At 71.0% G+C, this 20762-nt stretch carries 27 protein-coding genes and 1 pseudogene; 9 read left to right on the top strand and 19 right to left on the bottom strand.

Annotated elements, in window-relative coordinates; all coding sequences use genetic code 11:
- The 7 genes and pseudogenes from OEY_RS27875 to OEY_RS0101255 all read right to left on the bottom strand — a co-directional run.
- Positions 1-510, bottom strand: a pseudogene (locus OEY_RS27875) (molybdopterin-dependent oxidoreductase); the annotation flags it as partial.
- Positions 511-573: 63 nt separating this feature from the next.
- Positions 574-1611: an alpha/beta fold hydrolase gene (locus OEY_RS0101230; protein ID WP_010592130.1), complete on the bottom strand. Its 1038-nt coding sequence runs from the start codon at positions 1609-1611 to the stop codon at positions 574-576.
- A 70-nt stretch (positions 1612-1681) separates the two neighbouring features.
- A complete protein-coding gene (locus OEY_RS0101235) occupies positions 1682-2584 on the bottom strand; it encodes an AurF N-oxygenase family protein (RefSeq protein ID WP_010592131.1) in 903 nt (300 codons plus the stop codon).
- Between the two features lie 82 nt (positions 2585-2666).
- A complete protein-coding gene (locus OEY_RS0101240) occupies positions 2667-2960 on the bottom strand; it encodes a DUF2516 family protein (RefSeq protein ID WP_003937507.1) in 294 nt (97 codons plus the stop codon).
- A 75-nt stretch (positions 2961-3035) separates the two neighbouring features.
- Complete coding sequence (locus OEY_RS0101245) at positions 3036-3875, bottom strand: hypothetical protein (RefSeq protein WP_010592132.1); 840 nt, start codon at positions 3873-3875, stop codon at positions 3036-3038.
- Position 3876: 1 nt separating this feature from the next.
- Positions 3877-4410: a helix-turn-helix domain-containing protein gene (locus tag OEY_RS0101250; RefSeq protein ID WP_010592133.1), complete on the bottom strand. Its 534-nt coding sequence runs from the start codon at positions 4408-4410 to the stop codon at positions 3877-3879.
- A 60-nt stretch (positions 4411-4470) separates the two neighbouring features.
- The gene (locus OEY_RS0101255) at positions 4471-5724 is read right to left on the bottom strand and encodes a DUF445 domain-containing protein (protein WP_010592134.1); all 1254 of its coding nucleotides are present in this window, start codon (positions 5722-5724) and stop codon (positions 4471-4473) included.
- Positions 5725-5876: 152 nt separating this feature from the next.
- Between OEY_RS0101255 and OEY_RS0101260 the strand changes: the two genes are divergently transcribed.
- The 3 genes from OEY_RS0101260 to OEY_RS0101270 are packed head-to-tail and all read left to right on the top strand — an operon-like array spanning position 5877 to position 7894.
- Positions 5877-6617, top strand: a complete 741-nt coding sequence (locus OEY_RS0101260; protein WP_010592135.1) for a TetR/AcrR family transcriptional regulator — start codon at positions 5877-5879, stop codon at positions 6615-6617.
- A 41-nt stretch (positions 6618-6658) separates the two neighbouring features.
- The gene (locus OEY_RS0101265) at positions 6659-7003 is read left to right on the top strand and encodes a DUF4873 domain-containing protein (RefSeq protein WP_010592136.1); all 345 of its coding nucleotides are present in this window, start codon (positions 6659-6661) and stop codon (positions 7001-7003) included.
- Between the two features lie 30 nt (positions 7004-7033).
- Positions 7034-7894, top strand: a complete 861-nt coding sequence (locus OEY_RS0101270) for a PPK2 family polyphosphate kinase (RefSeq protein WP_010592137.1) — start codon at positions 7034-7036, stop codon at positions 7892-7894.
- Between the two features lie 13 nt (positions 7895-7907).
- Here the strand turns inward: OEY_RS0101270 and OEY_RS0101275 are convergent, their stop codons facing one another.
- Positions 7908-8129, bottom strand: coding sequence for a hypothetical protein (locus OEY_RS0101275; RefSeq protein WP_010592138.1), 222 nt, complete (start codon positions 8127-8129; stop codon positions 7908-7910).
- A 133-nt stretch (positions 8130-8262) separates the two neighbouring features.
- Here OEY_RS0101275 and OEY_RS0101280 point away from each other — a divergent pair, with 133 nt between their 5' ends.
- Entirely contained in the window at positions 8263-8751 is a 489-nt protein-coding gene (locus OEY_RS0101280) for a DUF6328 family protein (protein ID WP_010592139.1), read from the top strand.
- 6 nt (positions 8752-8757) lie between these two features.
- Here OEY_RS0101280 and OEY_RS0101285 read toward each other — a convergent pair whose 3' ends face one another.
- Positions 8758-9585, bottom strand: coding sequence for an SDR family oxidoreductase (locus OEY_RS0101285; protein ID WP_029539846.1), 828 nt, complete (start codon positions 9583-9585; stop codon positions 8758-8760).
- A gap of 161 nt (positions 9586-9746) precedes the next feature.
- Between OEY_RS0101285 and OEY_RS0101290 the strand changes: the two genes are divergently transcribed.
- Entirely contained in the window at positions 9747-10760 is a 1014-nt protein-coding gene (locus tag OEY_RS0101290) for an iron-containing redox enzyme family protein (protein WP_010592141.1), read from the top strand.
- A 58-nt stretch (positions 10761-10818) separates the two neighbouring features.
- Here the strand turns inward: OEY_RS0101290 and OEY_RS0101295 are convergent, their stop codons facing one another.
- Positions 10819-11232, bottom strand: a complete 414-nt coding sequence (locus OEY_RS0101295; RefSeq protein WP_010592142.1) for a DUF5709 domain-containing protein — start codon at positions 11230-11232, stop codon at positions 10819-10821.
- A gap of 165 nt (positions 11233-11397) precedes the next feature.
- On the opposite strand from OEY_RS0101295, the gene OEY_RS30750 reads away from it, so the two are divergent.
- Positions 11398-11553, top strand: a complete 156-nt coding sequence (locus OEY_RS30750; protein ID WP_003937495.1) for a DUF6131 family protein — start codon at positions 11398-11400, stop codon at positions 11551-11553.
- A 112-nt stretch (positions 11554-11665) separates the two neighbouring features.
- On the opposite strand, the gene OEY_RS0101305 is transcribed toward OEY_RS30750, so the two are convergent.
- The 6 genes from OEY_RS0101305 to OEY_RS0101330 form a co-directional block, all read right to left on the bottom strand.
- Positions 11666-11875: a CDGSH iron-sulfur domain-containing protein gene (locus OEY_RS0101305; RefSeq protein ID WP_026137877.1), complete on the bottom strand. Its 210-nt coding sequence runs from the start codon at positions 11873-11875 to the stop codon at positions 11666-11668.
- Positions 11876-11951: 76 nt separating this feature from the next.
- Complete coding sequence (locus OEY_RS0101310) at positions 11952-12593, bottom strand: HemK2/MTQ2 family protein methyltransferase (protein WP_017681235.1); 642 nt, start codon at positions 12591-12593, stop codon at positions 11952-11954.
- Between the two features lie 102 nt (positions 12594-12695).
- Positions 12696-13055: a hypothetical protein gene (locus OEY_RS0101315; RefSeq protein ID WP_010592145.1), complete on the bottom strand. Its 360-nt coding sequence runs from the start codon at positions 13053-13055 to the stop codon at positions 12696-12698.
- 69 nt (positions 13056-13124) lie between these two features.
- Complete coding sequence (locus OEY_RS0101320; protein WP_010592146.1) at positions 13125-14720, bottom strand: phytoene desaturase family protein; 1596 nt, start codon at positions 14718-14720, stop codon at positions 13125-13127.
- Positions 14717-15175, bottom strand: a complete 459-nt coding sequence (locus OEY_RS0101325) for an SRPBCC family protein (RefSeq protein ID WP_010592147.1) — start codon at positions 15173-15175, stop codon at positions 14717-14719. Before OEY_RS0101325 ends, OEY_RS0101320 begins: the two co-directional genes overlap by 4 nt.
- Positions 15176-15210: 35 nt before the next feature.
- Positions 15211-16290, bottom strand: coding sequence for an NAD-dependent epimerase/dehydratase family protein (locus OEY_RS0101330; RefSeq protein WP_010592148.1), 1080 nt, complete (start codon positions 16288-16290; stop codon positions 15211-15213).
- A 72-nt stretch (positions 16291-16362) separates the two neighbouring features.
- On the opposite strand from OEY_RS0101330, the gene OEY_RS0101335 reads away from it, so the two are divergent.
- The 3 genes from OEY_RS0101335 to surE all read left to right on the top strand — a co-directional run bounded on the left by OEY_RS0101335 (position 16363) and on the right by surE (position 18822).
- Positions 16363-16977, top strand: a complete 615-nt coding sequence (locus tag OEY_RS0101335; protein WP_010592149.1) for a DUF2231 domain-containing protein — start codon at positions 16363-16365, stop codon at positions 16975-16977.
- 74 nt (positions 16978-17051) lie between these two features.
- Positions 17052-18026, top strand: coding sequence for a PfkB family carbohydrate kinase (locus OEY_RS0101340; RefSeq protein ID WP_010592150.1), 975 nt, complete (start codon positions 17052-17054; stop codon positions 18024-18026).
- Positions 18027-18030: 4 nt separating this feature from the next.
- Positions 18031-18822, top strand: coding sequence for a 5'/3'-nucleotidase SurE (gene surE, locus OEY_RS0101345; protein WP_010592151.1), 792 nt, complete (start codon positions 18031-18033; stop codon positions 18820-18822).
- Between the two features lie 30 nt (positions 18823-18852).
- Here surE and OEY_RS0101350 read toward each other — a convergent pair whose 3' ends face one another.
- The 3 genes from OEY_RS0101350 to OEY_RS0101360 all read right to left on the bottom strand — a co-directional run.
- Positions 18853-20034 (bottom strand): zinc-dependent alcohol dehydrogenase, encoded by a 1182-nt coding sequence (locus tag OEY_RS0101350; protein WP_010592152.1) that lies wholly within the window; start codon positions 20032-20034, stop codon positions 18853-18855.
- Between the two features lie 135 nt (positions 20035-20169).
- The gene (locus OEY_RS0101355; protein WP_010592153.1) at positions 20170-20487 is read right to left on the bottom strand and encodes a PRC-barrel domain-containing protein; all 318 of its coding nucleotides are present in this window, start codon (positions 20485-20487) and stop codon (positions 20170-20172) included.
- A partial coding sequence (locus OEY_RS0101360) for a hypothetical protein (RefSeq protein WP_010592154.1) occupies positions 20474-20762 on the bottom strand: 289 nt, incomplete at its 5' end. The genes OEY_RS0101360 and OEY_RS0101355, both read right to left, overlap by 14 nt.

Raw genomic sequence — 20762 nt, forward strand, 5'->3', positions numbered from 1 at the left:
GGTGCCGAGCACCGTGAGGAACCGGCGGCGCGGCCACGCCGCCGGGGTGACCGTCCCGTCGTCGCGGACGCCGGATGCGGCAAGGAGCCGGACAGCGTACTGCAGCAGCACCGCGCCCGCGACGGCGCCGACGACCGTGGGCAGCGCGGCGACGGCGGTGGCGCCCGGCCGGCTCAGCGCCGCGTACCCGCCGACGGCGGCCAGGACCGCGAGGACGACGCCGCCACGCGGGCGGCGGGGCTGTTCGAGCAGCCCCGCCACCACGGCGAGCACCGCGAGGATCACCGACATGCCGATGAACAACGCCGGTTTGTCCGACGTTCCGAAGGTGTCGATCGCAAACTCGCGGGCCCACGCGGGCGCCCGGTCCACGGTCGTGGCGCCGACTGCGTAGAACGGCGACGACGCCGGGCCGATCAGCACGGCGAGCAGTTCGCCGACGCCGAGGACGACGCCGAACGACACCAGTCCGGCGAGGGCACGCGCGGCGCGGTGGCCCGACACTGTCACGGGTCCTTCTCCGGTCGACGGCACATCGGGGGTTCGGTGCCGCGACCCCCGCGGATGGGAGCGTCAGGCGGTTGCCTGCACGGGCTCCCGTTCGGCGAGGTACAGCAGTTCGTCGTCGAACGCGTCGATCGCCTCGACCGAGCTCATGTGTCCGATCCCGTCGAGGACGACGAAATGCTCGAGGTGCCCGGCGGCCTCGAGGGCCTCGGCGAGCCGGTGCGCGTGCACCGGCGGCGTGAGGCGGTCCGCGGTGCCGACCAGCACGGTGGTCGGGACGGTGAGGTGCTCGAGCCCCGTTCGGATGTCGATTGCGCTGAGCGCCGTCCCCCAGTTGCCCCGGGCCCGGGGGGTGCAGCCGAGCACGATCTTCTCGCAGAACTCCACCTCGGCGGTGCTCGAACCGGGCGCGAGGGCGACGTACTTCAGCGCGCGGGTGGTCAGGGGGGAGGCGACGAGCGGCACGGCGGCGCCGAGAACACGCCGCGCGACGGGCTCCGGTACCCGGCCCAGGCGGGGCGGCAGCAGCGCGGCCTCGGCGAGCAGGCTGTCGGTGCCGGTGCTCGCGAGCAGCACTCCGGACGCCTTCTCCCGCACCTGCTCGGGGTGGCGGCCGGCCCACGCGATGATGCTCATGCCGCCCATGCTGTGCCCGGCGAGGACTGCCCTGCGGCCGGCCGGCACCGTCGCCGCGAGGACCGCTGCGAGATCGTCGGCGAGGACGTCGGGGCCGAAGGTCCGGGTACCGAGGTCACTGTGGCCGTGACCGCGCTGGTCGTAGGTGATCACCCGGTAGCGCCCGGCGAGTGCGTTGATCTGCGGGATCCAGTAGTCGGCGTTGCACGTCCACCCGTGGCTGAGCACGATCGGGTCGGCGTCCGGATCGCCGTAGGCGCGGATGTGGAGGTGAGCGCCGTCGTCGGTGGTGAGGTCGACGATGTCGGGGTCCAGCGTGGGCGGCGCGAGCAGCGCATGCGGTGGCCGGTCGGCGGCGCGCACCACGGTGCGGCGACGGCGGGCGCGGTAGGCCACGAGTCCGGCGACGGCGGCAGCGCCGGCCACCCCGGCGAGCGCCAGGGTGGTCCTGCGGGACGGCTTCTTCACCTGTGTTGTTCTCCTGGTTCCTGGAACGACGGCCGTCGCGGGACGCGACGGCCGAGGGACGGGTCCGCGATCACAGGACGTGGGCGCGGCGGAGCAGCAGGGTCGACGGCCCCCCGATCAGGCCCACGCCGTCGAGGAACTCGATCGTCCGTCGGGCGCCCTCACGGAGCCGGTCGTGGTAGTGCGTGTTGGCCCGTACCGCAGCCGTGGCCTCGGCCACGTCGAGCCCCGCGGCGGCGTAGACGTCGTCGTGCACGAGGCTCGTGACGACGAAGTACGCGGAGATGCCCAGCTGCAGCCGGACGCGGACGCGCTCGGTGCGGGACAGGTGGCGGGTGCGGCGGACGATCTCCTCGCGCGCGTAGCGGATGTGCCGGGACTCCTCGACGACGTGGATGCGGCTGACGGTGCGGGTGACGGGCTGGACCCGCTCGTCGCGCATGAAGTCGCGCTGCATCGCGTCGAGGATCTCCTCGGCGAACAGGGTTCCACCGAACGCGAGGGCCCCGCCTGCCGTGGCCTTGAACAGCCGGCCGCTCTCCCGGATCCAGCGTTTCGGCCGGTAGGACGGGATCCCGAAGTGCTGTGCCGCGCGCGCGAACATCGTCGAGTGCCGGCATTCGTCGGCGATCTCGGTGAGCCCGAACTGGACGTAGGCGGTGGCGGGGTCACGGCGGTAGAGGTCGCGCACGAGCATCTGCATCAGGATCATCTCGAACCAGATGCCGGTGCCGGCGATACTGGCGGCCTCGTGCTGGGTCAGGACGATCCGCTGCCGCTCGCTCATCGACTCCCACAGGGCGGTGCCGTAGAGGCTGCTCCACTCGGGGGTCATCCCGTACTTGTCGGCGGGGACAGGGGCGTCCCAGTCGATCTCGAGGGCCGGGTCGTAGGAGGAACGGGCCGCGGAGGCCAGCAGCCTCTCGGCGGTGTCCTCACGGTCGTCCGTGCGGACGGTCCGGGTGAGCGCCATCGTCGATCACCTCGTCTCGGTAATTACCCGTTACCCGAAGTGTCATCAACCGCTCGGCGCTTGTCAAGGCCTCCGAGCGGAACTACCAGCGCGGCCGCTGTACCTCGTCCACCCGCGGTCGCACGTCGACGAGGTACACGCTCACGGCGATCACCGCGATGATTCCGAGCATCATGAAGGTGCCCCAGAAGACGACGATCACCAGCAGCGAGGCGGCGAGGATGCCGAGCCACACCGGCTTGGTGAGCTTGTCGACCGCGGGGAACGCCTCGGCGGGCTGCCGCACGGCATGCAGGAGGGCGAAACCCGCCCCGGCGAGCGCGACGATCTGCAGAGCGAAAATGATCAGGGCGGCGAGAGAATCGACGTTGGGCACGTTCCCATGGTACGAGCAACGGCCCCCACGCGGAGGTCGCGTGGGGGCCGTCGGCGGTTCTACCGACCGGTGTGATCAGGCGCCGGTGGTCTTGCGCGGCGCCGCCTTCTTGGCGGGCGCCTTGGCCGGCGTCTTGGCCGCAGCCTTGGCGGGGGCCTTGGCCGGCGTCTTGGGCGCCGGAGCCTCGGTCTTCGGCGCGGCTGCCTTCTCCGCGGCCTCCTCGACCTTGGTGGCGGCCTCGTCGAGCTCGAGCGCGGCGGTTTCGACCCGGTCCGCGGCCTCCGAAGCCGCCTCCTGGGCCTGGCCACCGAGGTCGAGCACCCGCAGGCCGGCCTCCTCGCCGGCCCCGGAGATGGCCTCGCCGACGTCGCCGGCGGTCTCCTCGATCCGGCCGGCGGCGCGGCCCGCGAGCCGGGCGGCCTGTTCGCCCACGGCGCGGGTCTGTCGGGCCACGGTGCCCAGCGCCTCCTCGGTGAGCTCGACGGCGTCACCGAACGCGGCCTCGGCGCGACCGATGCCCTCCTCCACGACCGGCTGCTTGCGCAGCCGCTCGATGGTCTCCTCACCGCGCTCGGCGAGTGCGGTGTAGATGTCGGAGGCCACCTTCAGGTAGGCCTCGGCGACCTTGCGCAGCTCCTCTGCGGTGAACTTCTCGCGCAGCTCGGCGAGATCCTCGGGCAGTTCGGCCGGCAGGCCGGCGAGCCGCTCGCGCAGGGACTCGACGTTCTCGGTCAGGTCCTCCTGGAAGTCGGCGAGACGGCCCCGGGCACTGTCGACCCGGTCGCCGACGTCGGTCTGGGTGGTCTCGGCGCGACGGCGGGTGCGAGCCACGATGTCGGCCACCGCCTGGACCACGGTGTCGCCGGCGCCGACAGCGGCGTACAGCGGGGTGGCGAGGTTCTTCGGATCGGTCATGTCAGTTCTCCTGTCGATCGGGGTCGGTCGCGCCGTTCGGGGCAGCGGCCGCGGGTGCGGATACCTCGGGTGCAGACACCTCGGGTGAGAGGTCCGCCCCGGAAGGGTGGGAACCGTTCTCTCGGCAGAACGATTCGTAGATGTCGAGCAGGACCTGCTTCTGCCGTTCGTTGAGCACGGCGTCGGCCAGCAGCGCGTCGCGCACCGCGCTCGTCGGGCGCTGCTCCAGGATCCCGGCCCGGACGTAGAGGACCTCCGCGGACATCCGGAGCCCCTTGGCAATCTGCCCGAGCACCTCGGCCGAGGGCTTGCGCAGCCCTCGCTCGATCTGGCTCAGATAGGGATTGCTGACGCCGGCGAGCTGGGAAAGCTGACGCAGGGACACCTGCGCCGCCTCGCGCTGCGAGCGGATGAAACTGCCGATGTCCTGCGCGGCAGTGCTGACCACCCGCGTGGCGATCTCGGTGGCGCCGGACGCATCGTCCTTGTCATCGTCCCCTCCGTCGGCGGGTTCACCCCGTTCCTTCGTGGACACGGTTCCACTGTACCGACAAGTGCTAGCTGTAGCAAGCACTCTGCTAGCAGGTGTGGAACGTCACGCGAACAGCAGATTCGAGAACGTGTAGATGGCCAGACCGGCGAGCGACCCGACCACCGTGCCGTTGATCCGGATGAACTGCAGATCGCGCCCCACCTGGAGCTCGATCTTGCGGCTGGCCTCCTCCGCGTCCCAGCGCTCCACCGTCTCCCGGATGACCGCGGTGATCTCGTCGGCGTAGTTGGCCGCGATGTACCGGGCCCCGTCGAGCAGCCAGCGGTCGAACTTGCCGCGCAGCTCGTGGTCCTCCATCAGCCGCACCCCGAAGTGGATGACGTTCTCGGTGACCTTCGTGCGCAGCGTGCTGTGCGGGTCGTCGACCGACTCGAGGATCATCCGCTTGGCGGCCCGCCAGGTCGCGGAGGCCAGCTGGGTGACCTCCTCCCGACCCATGATCTCCGCCTTGACCTTCTCCGCCTTGGCGATGGTGACCGGATCGTGCTGCAGGTCCCGCGCGTAGTCGGCGAGGAACCGGTTCGCGGCCACACGCACCTCGTGGTCGGGGTCGGACCGCACCTTCCAGGTGAACTCGACCAGCTCGCGGTGGATCCGCTCGCCGAGCAGCAGGTCCACGAACTTCGGCGACCACGACGGCGAGTCGCGGCTGATGATGCGATCGATCGTCTCCTGGCTGCCGAGGGCCCACTGGTGAGCCCGTTCGGCCAGCATGTCGATCAGCGGCAGCTGCCGGTTCTCGGCGAGCAGCTCGGACAGCCCCCGGCCGATGGGCGGCCCCCACTCCGGCTCGGCGATGCGCTTGACGATGGTGTTGTCGATGATCTGCTGGATGTCCTCCTCGCGCAGGACCGTCACGAGTCCCCGCAGCACCGTCGACGTCTCCTGCGCGATCCGCTCGGCGTGTTCGGGCTCCGCCATCCAGGTTCCCAGGCGCAGCGGGATCCGGGCGTTCTCGACCTTCGCCGACACCACCTCGGGGGCGAGGAAGTTGGAGCCGACGAACGAACTCAGGCTCGCCCCGAGCTGATCCTTCTTCCGTTTGATGATGGCCGTGTGCGGAACGGGGATGCCCAGCGGATGCCGGAACAGCGCCGTGACCGCGAACCAGTCCGCGAGCGCGCCGACCATCCCGGCCTCGGAGGCGGCCCGCACGTACCCCACCCATTCGCCGGCGCCGCGCGTCTCCTGCCAGCGGCAGAACAGGTAGATTGCGGTCGCCACGAGCAGGAAGCCGGTGGCGACCGCCTTCATCCGGCGCAGGTCCCTGCGCTTGGCGTCATCGTCGATGCTCATCAGCTGCACCTCCGCTATTGTGCCGAAGCTGCGCCCGGCGAGGGCGGACGCGGCGGAAACGGACGTCGTGCCCCGAACGGGACGTCCGCACGGCCGGCCGCGTGGCCCCCTCTAAACTGGACGGACGATCGAGCGAACGGATGTGCCACCCAGTGCCGAACCACCGAGTTCCCCAGCCCCCGTCCCCGACCGACACGCCGGTCCCGACGGCCGCCGCGCCGACCAAACAGGACGGCCGCAAGCGTCGCTGGCACGAACACAAGATCGCCCGGCGCGAGGAACTCGTCGACGGCACGATCAAGGCGATCCGGTCCCGCGGACGCGACGTCGGGATGGACGAGATCGCCGCCGAGATCGGTGTCTCCAAGACCGTTCTCTACCGGTACTTCACCGACAAGAACGACCTGACCACGGCGACGATGCTGCGGTACGTGGAGACGATCCTGGCGCCGCGCATCTACGCGGCGGTGGCCGAGGACCTCGACGAGTACGACCTGACCCGGGTCGCGATCGCCACCTACGTCGAGACCGTCGCCTCCGATCCCGAGGTGTATCTGTACGTGATGACCAACAGCGCCGCGGCCGGGCGCGACGTCGTGGCCGACTCGGAGCGGATGATCGCCGAGCTCGTCGCGACGGTGATCGGTGAGCGGCTGCGGCACCTGGAGATGGACTCGGGCGGGTCCGTCCCGTGGGCGTACGCGATCGTGGGCGCGATCCAGCTCGCCACCCACTGGTGGATTTCCAACAAGTCGATGTCGGCGGAGGACCTGACCGACTACCTCACGATGATGACCTGGGGCGGCATATCCGGGATCGCAGCCGTCGGCGGCTCGCCGGCCCGCTTCAAGAGCCGGCCGCACCCGCTGCTTCCGGACGCCGACACCCCGTGACCCTGTTTATGTAACTGACGTTTACATGTAAGGTCGCGGGCATGTCCGACCCACACGACGACGAACCCGACGGCTACCGCGGCCCCGCCGAGGTCACCGTCGGCGAGCAGCACGCCACGACGGAGGTCCAGCTCTCGGGGGCATTCGACCCGATCAGCGGCCGCTACCGCTGGCGGGGGCGTCTCCGCGGACTCGCGGCAGCCCTGCCGGGCACCGACCTCTCCCCCGGCACCGACGTCCACCTCACAGTGCCCGGACCCGACGGCCCCGTTCCGGCGATCGCCCGGATCACCGAGACGGACCTGTGGGGCAGCCACATGGTCGACGGGATGTCGGCTCCGCCCTACCCCACCCGCCCGGACGACACCGAGCTCGAACTCGGCTGATCCGGCCACGGGATGTGGCACGCTCGGCAGATGACCGTCAAGAGCACCGATCCGTGGCAGGCGCCGGCCGTCGAGGTGCTCCGTGCCCACCCTGGGACCAGGGTCGCCGACATCGAGACGAACGGAACCCCGGGCTTCACCGGCGACAAGGCCACCGGCGAACGGCTCATCGAGGAACGCGGGGCGGTGCTCTCGCGCCTGCAGGAGATGCTGTTCGCCAACGGACGCTCGGGGGACCGCCGGTCAATCCTGCTGATCCTGCAGGGCATGGATACCGCCGGCAAGGGCGGCATGGTCCGCAACGTCATCGGCCACGTGGATCCGCAGGGCGTCGACCACACGTCGTTCGGTGTGCCCACGCCCGAGGAGAAGCGCCACCACTACCTGTGGCGCATCCACAAGGCGCTGCCGCGGGCGGGACAGCTCGGGGTGTTCGACCGCTCGCACTACGAGGACGTGCTCGTCGTGCGGGTTCGCAACCTCGTGCCCGAGAGCGTGTGGAGCACCCGGTACGACGAGATCAACCAGTTCGAGCGTGAACTCGTCGACAGTGGGACCACGCTGGTCAAGGTGGCGATGTTCGTCTCGCTCGACGAGCAGAAGCGCCGCCTGGCCGAACGGCTCGAGCGGCGGGACAAGCACTGGAAGTACAACCCCGGCGACGTCTCCGAACGCACGCTGTGGCCCGCCTACCAGGAGGCGTACCAGGCGATGCTGGACAAGACCTCGACGGAGCACGCCCCCTGGTATGTCGTGCCCTGCGACCGCAAGTGGTACAGCCGCATCGCCGTCATGGAACTGCTCGTCGACGCGTTCGAGCGCCTCGACCTGGACTGGCCGGCAGCCGGGTTCGATGTGGAACTCGAGAAGCGGCGCCTGGCCGAGGCGTGAGACGGCGGAACCGTCAGAACAGGTGCGGTGTCTCGCGATGCAGACGATGGTCGTGATGGACGGTACTACCGATCATCGCGATCGCCGACGCCACCGCGAGGACGCACACCGCGCCCGCGACGAGCGCCCACCCGCCGTTGCCGGACCCCGCGGCGTAGAGGAAACCCGCAAGACTCACGATCGAGACCAACGCGAGCATGTAGCCGGTCCATGCGACGAACAGATTGAGCTTCATGACCGCCCTCCTTTCCTCGGAGCGACGTTGTCCCTGGTGGAGCCGACAGTACCCCCACAGTGACACAGGTCACAAGAGGACGGTGGTGCTACCGGGGAGGTTTGACGAGCGCCGTACGGGGCATGCCGAGAGAGTGCAGCCCACAGCGGTTCCGAACGAGGACTGGAACAAGCGGGTCCGGCACGAGACGCCCGTGCAGCGACTGGACCGGAACTGGTCGAGTCTGCTGCAGGAGCTGCGCGTCGTGCAGACCGGCGTCCAGCTCCTCACCGGCTTCCTGCTCACCCTGCCGTTCCAGAGCCGGTTCGACGAGCTGACCGGCTTCCAGCGCGGCGTCTATCTCGTCACCGTGCTGGCGTCGATCACGGCCACCATCCTGCTCGTCGCCCCCGTCGGTATGCACCGCCTGCTCTTCCGGCAGCGCCGCCTCCCGGAACTGGTGGTCACGGCGCACCGCTTCGCCATGGCGGGCCTGCTCCTGCTCGGGGTCGCGATGGCCGGCGTCGTCGTGCTGGTCGTCGGGCTGGTGGTCAACACCGCCGCCGGCATCGCCGGGGGCATCGTCACGGTCGTGCTGTTCCTGACCCTGTGGGTGGCCTACCCCTGGCGATACCGACGCTGACCCGGCTCAGCCCGGCAGCGTCTCACCACCGATCGGTGCGAGCACCTCACCGCTGTAGTACGACGACATCGTCTCGGAGGCGAAGAACACGTACGAGGGTGCGATCTCGTCCGGCTGCGCCGCCCGGCCGAACGGGGCCTGCTGCCCGAACGTCGCGACTTTCTCCGCATCCATGGTCGCCGGGATCAGCGGCGTCCACACCGGTCCCGGCGCGACGCAGTTGATGCGGATTCCCCGGTCCTGGAACGACTGCGCCAGCGAGTACGTCAGCGCGAGCACCGCACCCTTGGTGGCCGAGTAGTCGATCAGCGACTTGTTGCCCCGCAGACCGTTGATGGAGGCGGTGTTGATCACCGCGGAACCGCGCGGCAGGTGGGCGAGCGCCGCCTTCGTCACGTGGAAGTAGCTGTCGATGTTCACCGCGAACGTCCGCCGCCACTGGGCGTCGTCGAGTTCGGTGAGGTCGTCCACCGGCTCCTGGTACGCGACGTTGTTGACCAGCAGATCGAGGCCGCCGAGCGCCGCGGCCGTCTCGGCGACGACCGCCCGGCAGTGGTCCGCCGCGGCGAGATCTCCCGGGAGGAGGTGGCATCGACGACCCGCACGCCGCACGAGGTCCGCGGTGTGCTCGGCGTCGTCGTGCTCGTCGAGGTAGGCGATCGCGACGTCGGCGCCCTCCTTCGCGAAGGCCACCGCCACCGCGCGCCCGATACCGGAGTCACCGCCGGTGATCAGGGCCTTGCGGCCGGCGAGCAGGTCGCGGCCCCGATAGTTCCGCATCTCGTCGCGGGGCTGCTCGGCCATGTCGGCCGTCTCACCGGGGTAATCGATCATGTGCGGCGGGCGCTCGACATCCTCGCCGCCGGATGCAGTCCCGTTCTCCACGTCGCTGTTGTCACCGTCGCCATTTTCACCATTCATGTCCGGGCGGATACCCGCGCGGACCCACCCCACACCCGGCGTTTCGCACGAATCGGGTCCGGGTATCCGCGCACATGCCTGCGAATTCTGCGACCGCCGTGCTGCAGTCCGCCGCCCTCCCCCGGGCTCGGGGGCCTGTCTCCCAGCAGGTGATCGAACGGCTCTCGCGTCCCGCCGACACCGACACCTGGCCGGTCGAGGTCGCCGGCACCGATCCCTACGGCGAGGATGCCCAGCTGGCTCTGGCGGTGTTGTACGAACTGTCCTACCACGGGTTCGACGGGGTCGACCCCGGCTGGGAATGGGCGCCGGGCCCGCTGGCCGTCCGAGCCGGTCTCGAACGGCTCTTCCTGGACCGGTTGCGCGCCGACGTGCCGTCGGGCGACGATCCCCAGCGGGTGTTCGACGACCTGTGCCGCGAACCCGAGGACGCGTGGGGCGTGTCCCATCACATCCGCGACCACGGCACGTGGGAGCAGGTGCGCGAGTTCTTCGTCCACCGGTCCGTCTACCACCTCAAGGAGGCCGACCCCCACTCGTTCGCCATCCCGCGGCTCACCGGCCGAGCGAAGGCGGCGCTGGTGGCGGTGGAGTTCGACGAATTCGGCGGCGGCCGGGCCGAGCGCATGCACTCGGTCCTCTACTCGGACCTGCTCGCCGCGGCCGGCCTCGACACGGGATACCTGGCCTATCTGGACCGGGTGCCCGCGGAGACGCTCGCCACGGTGAACTTCATGTCGCTGTGCGGTCTGCACCGCGCGCACACCCCGAAGCTCGTGGGCCTGTTCGCCTCCGCCGAGATCACCTCCTCGCCGATGGCACGCCGGATGGCCCGCGGTCTCGAACGCCTGGGCGCACCGGACGCGTGCATCCACTTCTACACCGAGCACATCGAGGCGGACGCGGTGCACGAGCAGGTCCTCCGCTACGACGTGGCGGGTGATCTCGTGGAGCGCGATCCGCGTTGCGCCGGGGACGTCGCGTTCGGTGCAGAGGCGATGGAATACCTCGAGGGCCGGCTCGCCGCGTACCTGCTCGAGCGGTGGCAGAACGACGAGCCGACCCTGCTCGGCACCGGAGCCGTCTGACCGTCCCCCGGCTGATCCGGCCCGGCACCCGACCTCTCGGGTGCCGGGCCGTCGTCGTTCAGTCCTCCCGGCCGGAATCCTCCTCGTCGATCAGGTGCACCGCCGCTTCCTCGGCGGACGCGGCGCCCCCGTCGATTCCCACGTCCGTTCCGAACAACTCGGCGTCCTCGTCCTCGGCGGTGCCCTCGTCCGGCGCGACGAGGCGCCCGGCGCGCGTCCGGCCGGCCTCGGCGACGGAGCTGCGGAACTCGCTCTCGCCCTCGTCCTCCCGTTCGGGCTCCTCCTCACGGAGCCGCTCGTCCAGGGTCTCGTGCCGGTCGAGGCCGACAGGTCGTTCCATCGGTGAGAATCCCTCGTCGAGGACGTCGTCGACGCCGCGGTCGATCAGGGAGTCCTCCGGCTGCAACTGGTCCTCGTCGTCGACGCTGTACTCGCCCGGGACGCTGTCCCCGGGGTTCTCCGAAGTAGGCATGCCCCAGACAATGCCATCGGGACCGTCGGCGCGCCACGAATCGACGGGAAGTACCTGCTGTCCACCGGTGTGAGGTTCGTGAGGTTTCGGCACATCCGATGCGGGTATCCCCTCGGCAAGGCCCGGATCCGACCGGCAACGGGCACCGACAGCGAGGTGACACTCATGATCATTCTGGGTTTGATTCTGCTCGTGGTGGGTTTCCTCACCAACATCTCGATCCTGTGGACACTCGGGATCATTCTCCTGGTGGTGGGCGCAATCCTGGCGATCCTCGGAGCGACGGGCCGGGCTGTCGGCGGCCGGAAGTACTGGTATTGACGCGTGACGTGTGACGCGTTGCGGGGCGGGCGGTTCCTCAGGAACCGCCCGCCCCGCTGTGTGCGTGCCGTGCGCCAGGGGCCGGTCGACGTGGACCGGACGTGGACCGGACTCAGCGCGGATCGCGCCGGGGCCGACGGTGACTGGTGTCGCACAGCGGGTACCGCTCGCTGCGACGGCACCGGCAGATCGCGACGACGAACCGGTCCGACTCCACCTCGTCGCCGTCCTCGGCGACGATGCGCACCGGACCTTCCACCAGGGCGGGACCGCCGCGGATCAGCCGGACGACCCTCGGCTCCTCCGCCGCGAGACCCTCCACCCGCAGTCCCGGGCACAGGCCGGGCACAGCGACGCCCCCGGGGGACGTGTCCCGGGGGCTGTCACCCGTGGCTACCTCACGGGCAGTGTGTTCGATCGGCACGGATCACCACCACTTCCTCGGTGTCGACGCCGGCAGGCAGCTCGTAGCGCGTCCGCAGATATCCGGCGCGGCTGCGCATCACGGGCCCGAACGGAATCCGGCGCCGGGCGACGACGGAGGCCTTGAGACCGGCGTCGCGCAACCGGACGAGCGTCTCGTCCACCCCGGAGAACTCGGAATGCACGACGAGAGCGAAACCGCCGGGAGACAACAGGTTCGGCAGCCTCCGACACAGCGGGTCCAGCACGGCCCGGCCGTCGGCCCCGGCGTCCCAGCGGGCGTCGCCGGAATCGGCGTCGTGCGGAACGTAGGGCGGGTTGGACAGGACCACGTCGAACGGCCCGTGCCGGCCGGCCTCGTCCAGCCCGCCGCGCACGACGCGGATCGGAAGCTTCCGCGACCTCGCATTGAGACGCGCCGCGAGGACCGCGCGGGGGGCGATGTCCAGTGCCGTCACGGACCCGGCTCCGGACATCGCCGCCGACACGGCGATGAAGCCTGTGCCGGTGCAGAAGTCGAGCACCTTGGCGCCGGGGGGTGCCGCAGCACGGTCGAGCGCTCCGGCGAGCAGATGCGAATCCTCCTGCGGGCGGTACACACCGGGCAGTCGCCACACCCTCCTGGGCGCCGGCACGTTACCGGACCCCGGCTGTGACGGCACGGCCCCCGTAGGTGGACCGGGCGAGGGACACGATGAATTCCGGGCGAGACGTCGTTGTCATACGTGGGAGTACCCCTCCGGGACGCCACCCGAAACCCGGTGCCGGCGGAAGGCGGTGGCGGTGCCGCGTCGCGACACCGCGGCTCCGTCCGGTCGGGTGCGGACCGCCGAGGACCGCGCCGGATCCGGCTGTCCGGCGGCCGGTGCCGAGGTCAGCGAACCGAGCATGAACGACAGGCCCGCCGCCACGGCGAGTCCGGCCCCGACGCCCGTGAGTGCGGAAGCGGAGAGCACACCCACACCGACGGCGGCGATCACGCAGATCCCGGCAGCGAGGGCGGCGACTCCGCCTTCCACCTCGCGCAGCGCCTGCGGCACGAGCGACGGGCCGTGTACCTGCCGGATCGGTGTTCCCACTGGCATTCCCATGCCTACTGATACCCGTTCGGCGGACTGCTCAATCGCGTCGGCAACGGCATCGGGAAATCAGCTGCGCGTCAGCACGTCCGAGATCGCCTCGTTCAGCCGCCGGCGCAGCCTGCCGCCCACGCCGTGGTCACGCAGGGCTGCGCGGGCCGCGTTCCACCCGCACATGCCGTGCACACCGCCGCCGGGGTGAGTCGACGATCCGGCCAGATACACGCCCTCGACCGGCGTGCGGGGACCACCGAAGCCGGGCAACGGCCGGAACACGAGCTGCTGATGGATCTGAGCGGTGCCGCCGTTGACCGCGCCGCCGACCAGGTTCGCGTTGGCGGCCTCGAGGTCGCGGGGACGCTGCACGCTGCGGTGCACGATCGAGCTCAGCACCCCCGGAGCGTGTGCCTCGAGCTCCGCGTCGACGCGCCGGGCGAGCTCCTCGGCGGAGGCGTCGTCGGCGACACCGCGCGGCAGGTGGGGGTACGCCCAGGCGCTTTCCGTCCCCTCCGGGGAGCGGGCCGGATCGGTGGTGGTCATCTGACCGAAGATGATGAACGGGTGCTCCGGCACGCGGCCGGTCGCCAGGTCGGCCGACCAGTGCACGAGACCGTCGGCGTCGGCGCCGAGATGGACGGTCCCGGCCGTCGCGAGTGCCTGCGAGCGCCACGGAATCGGCCGGTCGAACGCGTAGTTCACCTTCACGACGGGTGTGTCCCACTCGAAGCGCCGCAGGTCGTCCCGGACGGCGGCGGGCACGGCGTCCGCGGGCAGGAGCGAGCCGAACAGCGCCGGCGCGGACACGTCGGCCAGTACCGCCCGCCGGACCCGGACGCGTTCGCCCTGCTCGGTGCGGACCTCGGTCACCCTGCCGCCGCCGACCTCGATGCCGGTGACCTTCCGGCCGCACAGTATCCGGGCCCCGCTGTGTTCGCCGCGACGCGCCAGGGCCGCCGCGAGCTCCCCGGCCCCGCCCTCGGGCACCGGATAGCCCACATCCTGCGCGAGCATGGTCAGCACGTACCCCATGATTCCGCTGCCCGCCGAGTCGACGGGAGTGTCGGCGTGCATCGCGTTGCCGAGCAGCAGCAGCCGCGCATGTTCGCCACCGAACAATTCCTCGGACATCCGGCGCGCCGGCAGCGCCAGCATCCGGACGAAGCGCAGAGCGTCCGCGGTACCGAGTCGGCGGATCAGCCCCGCCGGGCCGCGCACGGGCGGGAAGGGTTCGAACAGGGCGCTCAGGAACGGTTCACGGATGTCTTTCCACTGCTCGGTCAGCCGGATCCAGGTGCTGCCGTCGCCGGGATGCCGCCGTTCGAGTTCGGCCGCGGTCTCGGTGACGTCCGGGAAGACCACCGCGGCGTCCTCGTCGTGCGGACCGGCGGCGTGCCCGTACACCCTCGGCGCCCGGCGCAGCCGCAACCCGTGCGAGGACAGGTCGAGCGCGCGGAAGGCCGGGGAGGCCGCCGCGAGGGGATAGAAGGCGCTGAACAGGTCCATCCGGAAGCCCGGGTGCAGTTCCGCCGTGCGGACTGCGCCGCCGACCTCGTGCTGTTCCTCGAGCACCAGGACGTCCCACCCGGCGTCGGCGAGCACGGCCGCGGCCGTCAGGCCGTTCTGACCGGCGCCGACGACGACGGCATCGACGGTCTCGGTACTCACTCGCCGACGCCCTTCGGCTCGGTGGCGCGTTCGGCCATGAGGACGAGCCGGCGCAGGCATTCGATGTTGCGCGGCAGCACCAGCCGGGCCTGGATCGCATCGGGAACGAGCTGACCCGGGCCGGCGGCGGCCTTCTCCGCCATCTCGATCCGGCAACCGCCGGGTCGCTCGTGCAGGCGCATGGTGATCTCGGCCTGTCCGGCCGGCCACGCCCGCGCACGCAGCTTCAGCTCCTTGCCGGGAACCGACGCCACCACCTCGGTGTGGTCGTTCAGCAGGGCGGGCCACACCCCCACCGAGTGGTGGATGCGGCTGCCCACCGCCGGCCACGTGTCGTCCACCGCCCGGATCCGGGAGGCCCCCACCACCCAGCTCGCGTACGACCAGCCGTCGGCGAGGACGTCCCACACCTGCTGCGACGTCGCCGTGGTGTCGCGCTGCGCCGTCTCACTCATCCCGATACCCTCTCTCGTCGCTCCGCCGCGAGTGGTCACGGCGGCACGCGGCGCCCGACGGTCCCCCGCCCGAGCAGGGCGCTCATCGTCTCGAGCGGTCCGCGACTGCGCAGGACCGGGCTGTCGGTGCCGGCCTCGGCCTGCATACCCGCAATGGCCTCGCGCCACACCCGGGGACCCGGGACGGTCGGTTCCCAGTCCAGGTCCCGGCGGGCCCGGTCGCAGTTCAGCATCGGGGTGTTGTACGCCAGGTCGATCCAGCCACCGGCGATCGGTTGCAGGTGGGCCTGCCAGGTCGCCTCGACGACGGCACGCAGTACCTGCCGCGGCAGCGGGACGGCCCGCGCCCCGAACGCGCCGGCGATGTCGGCCGCCCGCAGCGGTTCGGGCGTCGCGAGGTTGAACACCCCCGGTGCGCGCCGCTCCAGAGCGACGTCGAGGGCGGCGGCCACGTCGTCGGCGTGCACGGCGGGGATCGTCGTTCCGGGGTCCACGGGCAGCAACGGTAGGTGACGGAGCACCAGGTCGGGCACGTATCCCGGCACCGCGTAGCGTCGCAACGCACTGCCACCCGCGTACTGACCGATGAATCCCGGCCGGAACCGGGTGACGGTCGGCGCCGCGGCCGCGTCCGCGACGCGTCGGTCGAGCAGCCGCTCCGCCGCGACCTTGTCGACGCTGTACGCGCACGAGTCGATGCCGGTCGCGGGCCACGACTCGTCGACCGCACGGCCGTACGCCCCGGCCGCGTACACCGCAGCCGAGGACATGTGGACCAGATGCCCGACACCCGCGGCGAGGACGGCGTCGATCACGGCTGCGGTGCCGTCCACCCCGGTGCGGCGCAGGTAGTCCCGGCGGTGCGAGGGCTGGAAGCCCCAGGCCAGGTGCACGACGGCGTCGGCGCCCTCGACGACCGGGCGCAGCCTGGTCCCGGCGTCGGGCGCGGCGAGGTCGATGCTGTGCCAGGTCATCTCGCCGTAGGGTTCGGTGGCCGGTGGCACGCGGCGGGCGACGGCGACGATCTCCGGCGGTTCCGATCGCAGAGCGAGTCGTCGCAGCAGGGCGGTGCCGACGTTGCCGCTGGCGCCGGTGATCACGATGCGCTGTCCCATGATCGCAGGAGTTACCCCACCGGGCTGCGTCGTACACCCGTCGTGGCAGGTTTCACCCGCTCGGGGACGGGTATGCCCGTGGGCATGACGGGCTCGCAGATGGAGATCCTCTATTCCGGGACGGAATCGGCGACGTGGCTGGACGGCCCCGCCGAACTGTTGGGCAGGCAGCTCTCGCGGCTGGCGGACACTCCGGTCGGCGCCGTGCTCCACGGGACGCCGGTGGGTCACCCACTGCATCCGGCACTCGTGACCGTGCCCATCGGGGCATGGACCGCGGCCGTCGCCTTCGACGCCCTGCGGCAACCCGAGGCCGCGCGGCGGCTGATCGGGCTCGGACTGCTGGCGACTCCGCCGACGGTCCTGGCCGGCTGGGTCGACTGGGTACACACCGACACCGTGCAGCGCCGGGTCGGGCTGATCCATGCGGTGGTCAACGGCACCGGAGCGGCCCTGATGGCCCTGTCCTACCGCCGCCGGCGGCGCGGGCGCACCCCCGGCGCGGTGACACTCAACGCCCCCGGCGCGGTGGCACTCAGCGCCGCCGGCGCGGCACTGATCGGACTGGGTGGTCTGCTGGGCGGTCACCTCGCGTATTCGCTCGGCGCCAACGTGCGCCCGGCCGAGGTGCCGAACGCTCCCGCCTACGATCCCGTCCTCGCGGGCTCGCCCGACGGAACAGCCTGACGGGCCGACACCGCCATCCGAACTGCACGCCCGTCCCCACGGGCGGCGCGTCCACCTCTCTCCGAAGGATCCGCATGACTCCCCCGCCCCGAGACGGCAACGACGACAGTGCCCCCTCCGCCTTCGTTTTCGCTCCCACCCCGCTGCTCACCGTCACCATCGAGTCGTCGCCGTCCGACGTCCCGGAACTGCACATCCACGCCGGCGGGCAGGGGTTCTGGATTGCCCGCATGGCAGCCACCCTCGGCCTGAACGTGCGGCTGTGCGGCACCTTCGGTGGCGAGACCGGTCCCGTCGTCAGCGATCTCATCGCACGCGAGGGCGTGTCGGTGCGGCCGGTGGTCACCGCCGGGCAGAACGGCTCGTACGTGCACGACCGTCGCGGCGGCGAGCGCGAGGAGATCGTCGAGGTCCCGCCGCCGACACTCAACCGGCACGAGGCCGACGACCTGTTCGGTGCGGCACTGTCCGAGGGTCTCGACGCGGACGTGGCGCTGCTCGGCGGCCCGCACTGCGACGAGGCGATACCGCACGACGTCTACACCCGGCTGGCCGCCGACCTGACCGCGATGAACGTCCCCGTCGTCGCCGATCTGTCCGGTCCGACGATGACCGCGGCGCTCGAGGGCGGCCTCAGCGTGCTCAAGGTCAGCCACGAGGATCTCATCGAAGACGGTCGCGCCCGGTCCGACGACGTCGACGACCTGATCGCCGCGATGAAGGAACTCGTCGCCCAGGGGGCCCGGAACGTGGTGCTCTCCCGTGCCGGCGACCCGGCGCTCGCGCTCGTCGACGACGAACTGATGGAGATCGTCTCGCCGCCGCTGAACATTGCCGACCACCGCGGCGCCGGCGACTCCATGACCGCGGGGATCGGAGCTGCGCTGGCTGCCGGGCGGCCCCTCGCCGAGGCCCTCCGGCTCGGGGCGGCCGCGGGCGCCGTCAACGTCACCCGGCACGGGCTGGCCACCGGGCAGCGAGAACTCGTCGCCAAGGTCGCCGAGAGCGTCGAGGTCCGGCCGTTCGCGAAGGGGAAGAAGGGGAGGTAGTCACGTGAGAGCGCTGATCGTCAACGACGACGGGGTGGACAGTCACGGCATCTCGGTGCTCAGCCGGGTGGCGGTCGAGGCCGGTCTCGACGTGGTGGTCGCCGCGCCGCACGCCGAACGCAGCGGCGCCAGCGCCTCGCTCAGCGCCCTCGAGGAGGACGGCCGGCTCGTCGTCTCGCCGCGCACGTTCCCGGACCTGCCGGACACGACGGTGCTCGCCGTGGAGGCGTCGCCGGCACTGATCACCTTCGTCTCGATGTACGGCGCCTTCGGTCCCCGGCCCGACATCGTGCTCTCCGGGATCAATCACGGCCCCAACACCGGTCATGCGATCCTGCACTCCGGAACGGTCGGCGCGGCGCTGACCGGCGCCAACCACGGCAGTCTGGCCCTGGCCGTGTCCCTGGCGGGATCGGTCCACGAACACTGGGACGGCGCGGAGGTCATCGCCCGGCATGCCCTGCAATGGGTGCTGGGCCAGGGCGTGCCGGGCACCGTGCTCAACGTCAACGTGCCCGACGTCCCGCTGAGCGAGCTGCGGGGGCTGCGCACGGCACCGCTCGCTGCATTCGGTGCCGTGCAGGCCGACATCGGCGAGTCGGACCAGACCCCGGACGACGACGACCGCCGGTTCGTGACGGTGACGTTCAGCGACATCCGGGCCGACGAGTCCGAGGACACGGATGCGGGCCTGCTCGCCCAGGGCTGGGCGACCGCGACGGTGCTGCGGTCGCCTTTCGAGGCCGCCGACGTCGCCACCGAGGATCTGCCGCGCACCGCGGCCGACCTGGGGTGACCCCGGCGGCACCGAAAGCCGGGAACCCGGTCAGGGTTCGAGCTGGATCTTGATCGCCCCCTCCTGCTTGCGCTGGAAGATCTCGTACGCGTGCGGGGCGTCCGACAGCGGCAGCCGGTGCGTGGCGAAGGTGTCCACACCGAGCGGATCGTCGTCGGTGAGCAGCGGCATGATCTGCGGCACCCAGTTGTTGACGTTCGCCTGACCCATCCGCAGCCGGATCTGCTTGTCGAACAGGGTCATCATCGGCATCGGGTCGGTCATGCCGCCGTACACGCCGCTGAGCGAGATCGTGCCGCCCCGCCGTACCACGTCGATCGCGGTGTAGAGGGCGTGCAGACGATCGATGCCGACGTGGGTCATCAGCGGCGCCGACAGCGCGGAGGGCAGCAGGCCCGTCGCGGTCTGCATCGCCGTCGCGACGGGTGACCCGTGGGCCTCCATGCCGACGGCGTCGATCACCGAATCCGTGCCACGGCCGTCCGTGCGGTCCCGGATCATCTCGCCCAGCGAGTTCCCGGCCTCCTTCAGGTCGATGGTCTCGATGCCGCGCGTGGCGGCCCGCCCGAGCCGCTCGGGCACCATGTCGACACCGATCACCCGGTAGCCGTGGTGCACCGCGATCCGCCCGGCCATCTCACCGATGGGTCCGAGGCCGAGCACCGTCACCGAACCGCCGTCGGGAACGTGCGCGTACTCCACGGCCTGCCACGCGGTGGGCAGCACGTCGGACAGGTAGACGAACCGCGAGTCCGACGGCCCCTCCGGAACCGAGATGTGGGTCGAATCCGCATGCGGCACACGCAGATACTGCGCCTGGCCGCCGGGAACGCTCCCGTACAGCTTCGAGTACCCGAACAGCGCCGCACCGGATCCCTGGTCCCGCACCTGCGTGGTCTCGCACTGGGAGAACAGGCCGTCCCCGCACATGAAACAGCTGCCGCACGAGATCTGGAACGGAATGACCACGCGGTCACCAGGTTTGATCTTCGTGACGTCCGCCCCGACCTCCTCGACGATGCCCATGGGTTCGTGCCCGAGGATGTCCCCCGGCGACATGAACGGCCCGAGCACCTCGTACAGATGCAGATCCGAACCGCAGATGTTGGTGGTCGTCACACGGATGATCGCGTCGGTGGGCTGCTCGATCTTCGGATCGGGGACCGTGTCGACGCTCACCTTCCGCTTGCCCTGCCATGTCACTGCCTTCATCGCCGCTCCTCTCGCCCCGGTCGTGCCGGGTTCTTCTCACCCCGGCCGTGCCGGGCTCTCTTCCTCGTGGGCTACGCGGCACAACGCCGGCTCGAACCGCCTACCCCGCACGGCGGGGCGCAAACCTTCCCTGCCCTACCGCAGCATCGGCGACCAGCGCGAATACCCCGGCCGCAGCTCGACCCGGCCGTCACCGACCCGGCGCACGTCGCGCCACAGCACGAGGAACGCACCACGGTGACGCCACCGCAGATACCGGGCGATCAGCGCGGGCCGGATCTCCTCCGTGCGTTCGTAGCCGAGGAAGGAGCCGCTCGAACTCGGGCTGACGAGCAGGCCCTCGAGCCGCAGCCGGTTCTGCGGCGACTCCACGAACCGCACATCGACGGCGAAACCCACGCGACGACCGTCCGCGTCGTGCACCCGCGCCCCGACGAGTTCACTGAGGCGCACGACGACCTCCGGGGATGCGCGCGACGATGCGGTCCCGGACCCACCGCTCGACCCACAGGTGGTCCAGCCGGTCACCGGTCACGCGCAACTCCACCGTGGTGCCCAGCCGGGCGACGTCCGACCAGTCGATCGTGTCGAGTCGGGAATCGGGCGGTCGGCCGCCGAATATCCTCGTGGGAAGCGCGTTTCCGCTCAGAATTGCCCGCACCGTCGGTGCCGGCGCGGCGGGGGCGACGTCCGTCCCCCCCTCGACCCCGGCCAGGTCGACATCGTCG

The sequence above is a fragment of the Rhodococcus sp. P14 genome, from assembly GCF_000256505.1.
GTDB lineage: Bacteria > Actinomycetota > Actinomycetes > Mycobacteriales > Mycobacteriaceae > Rhodococcus > Rhodococcus ruber.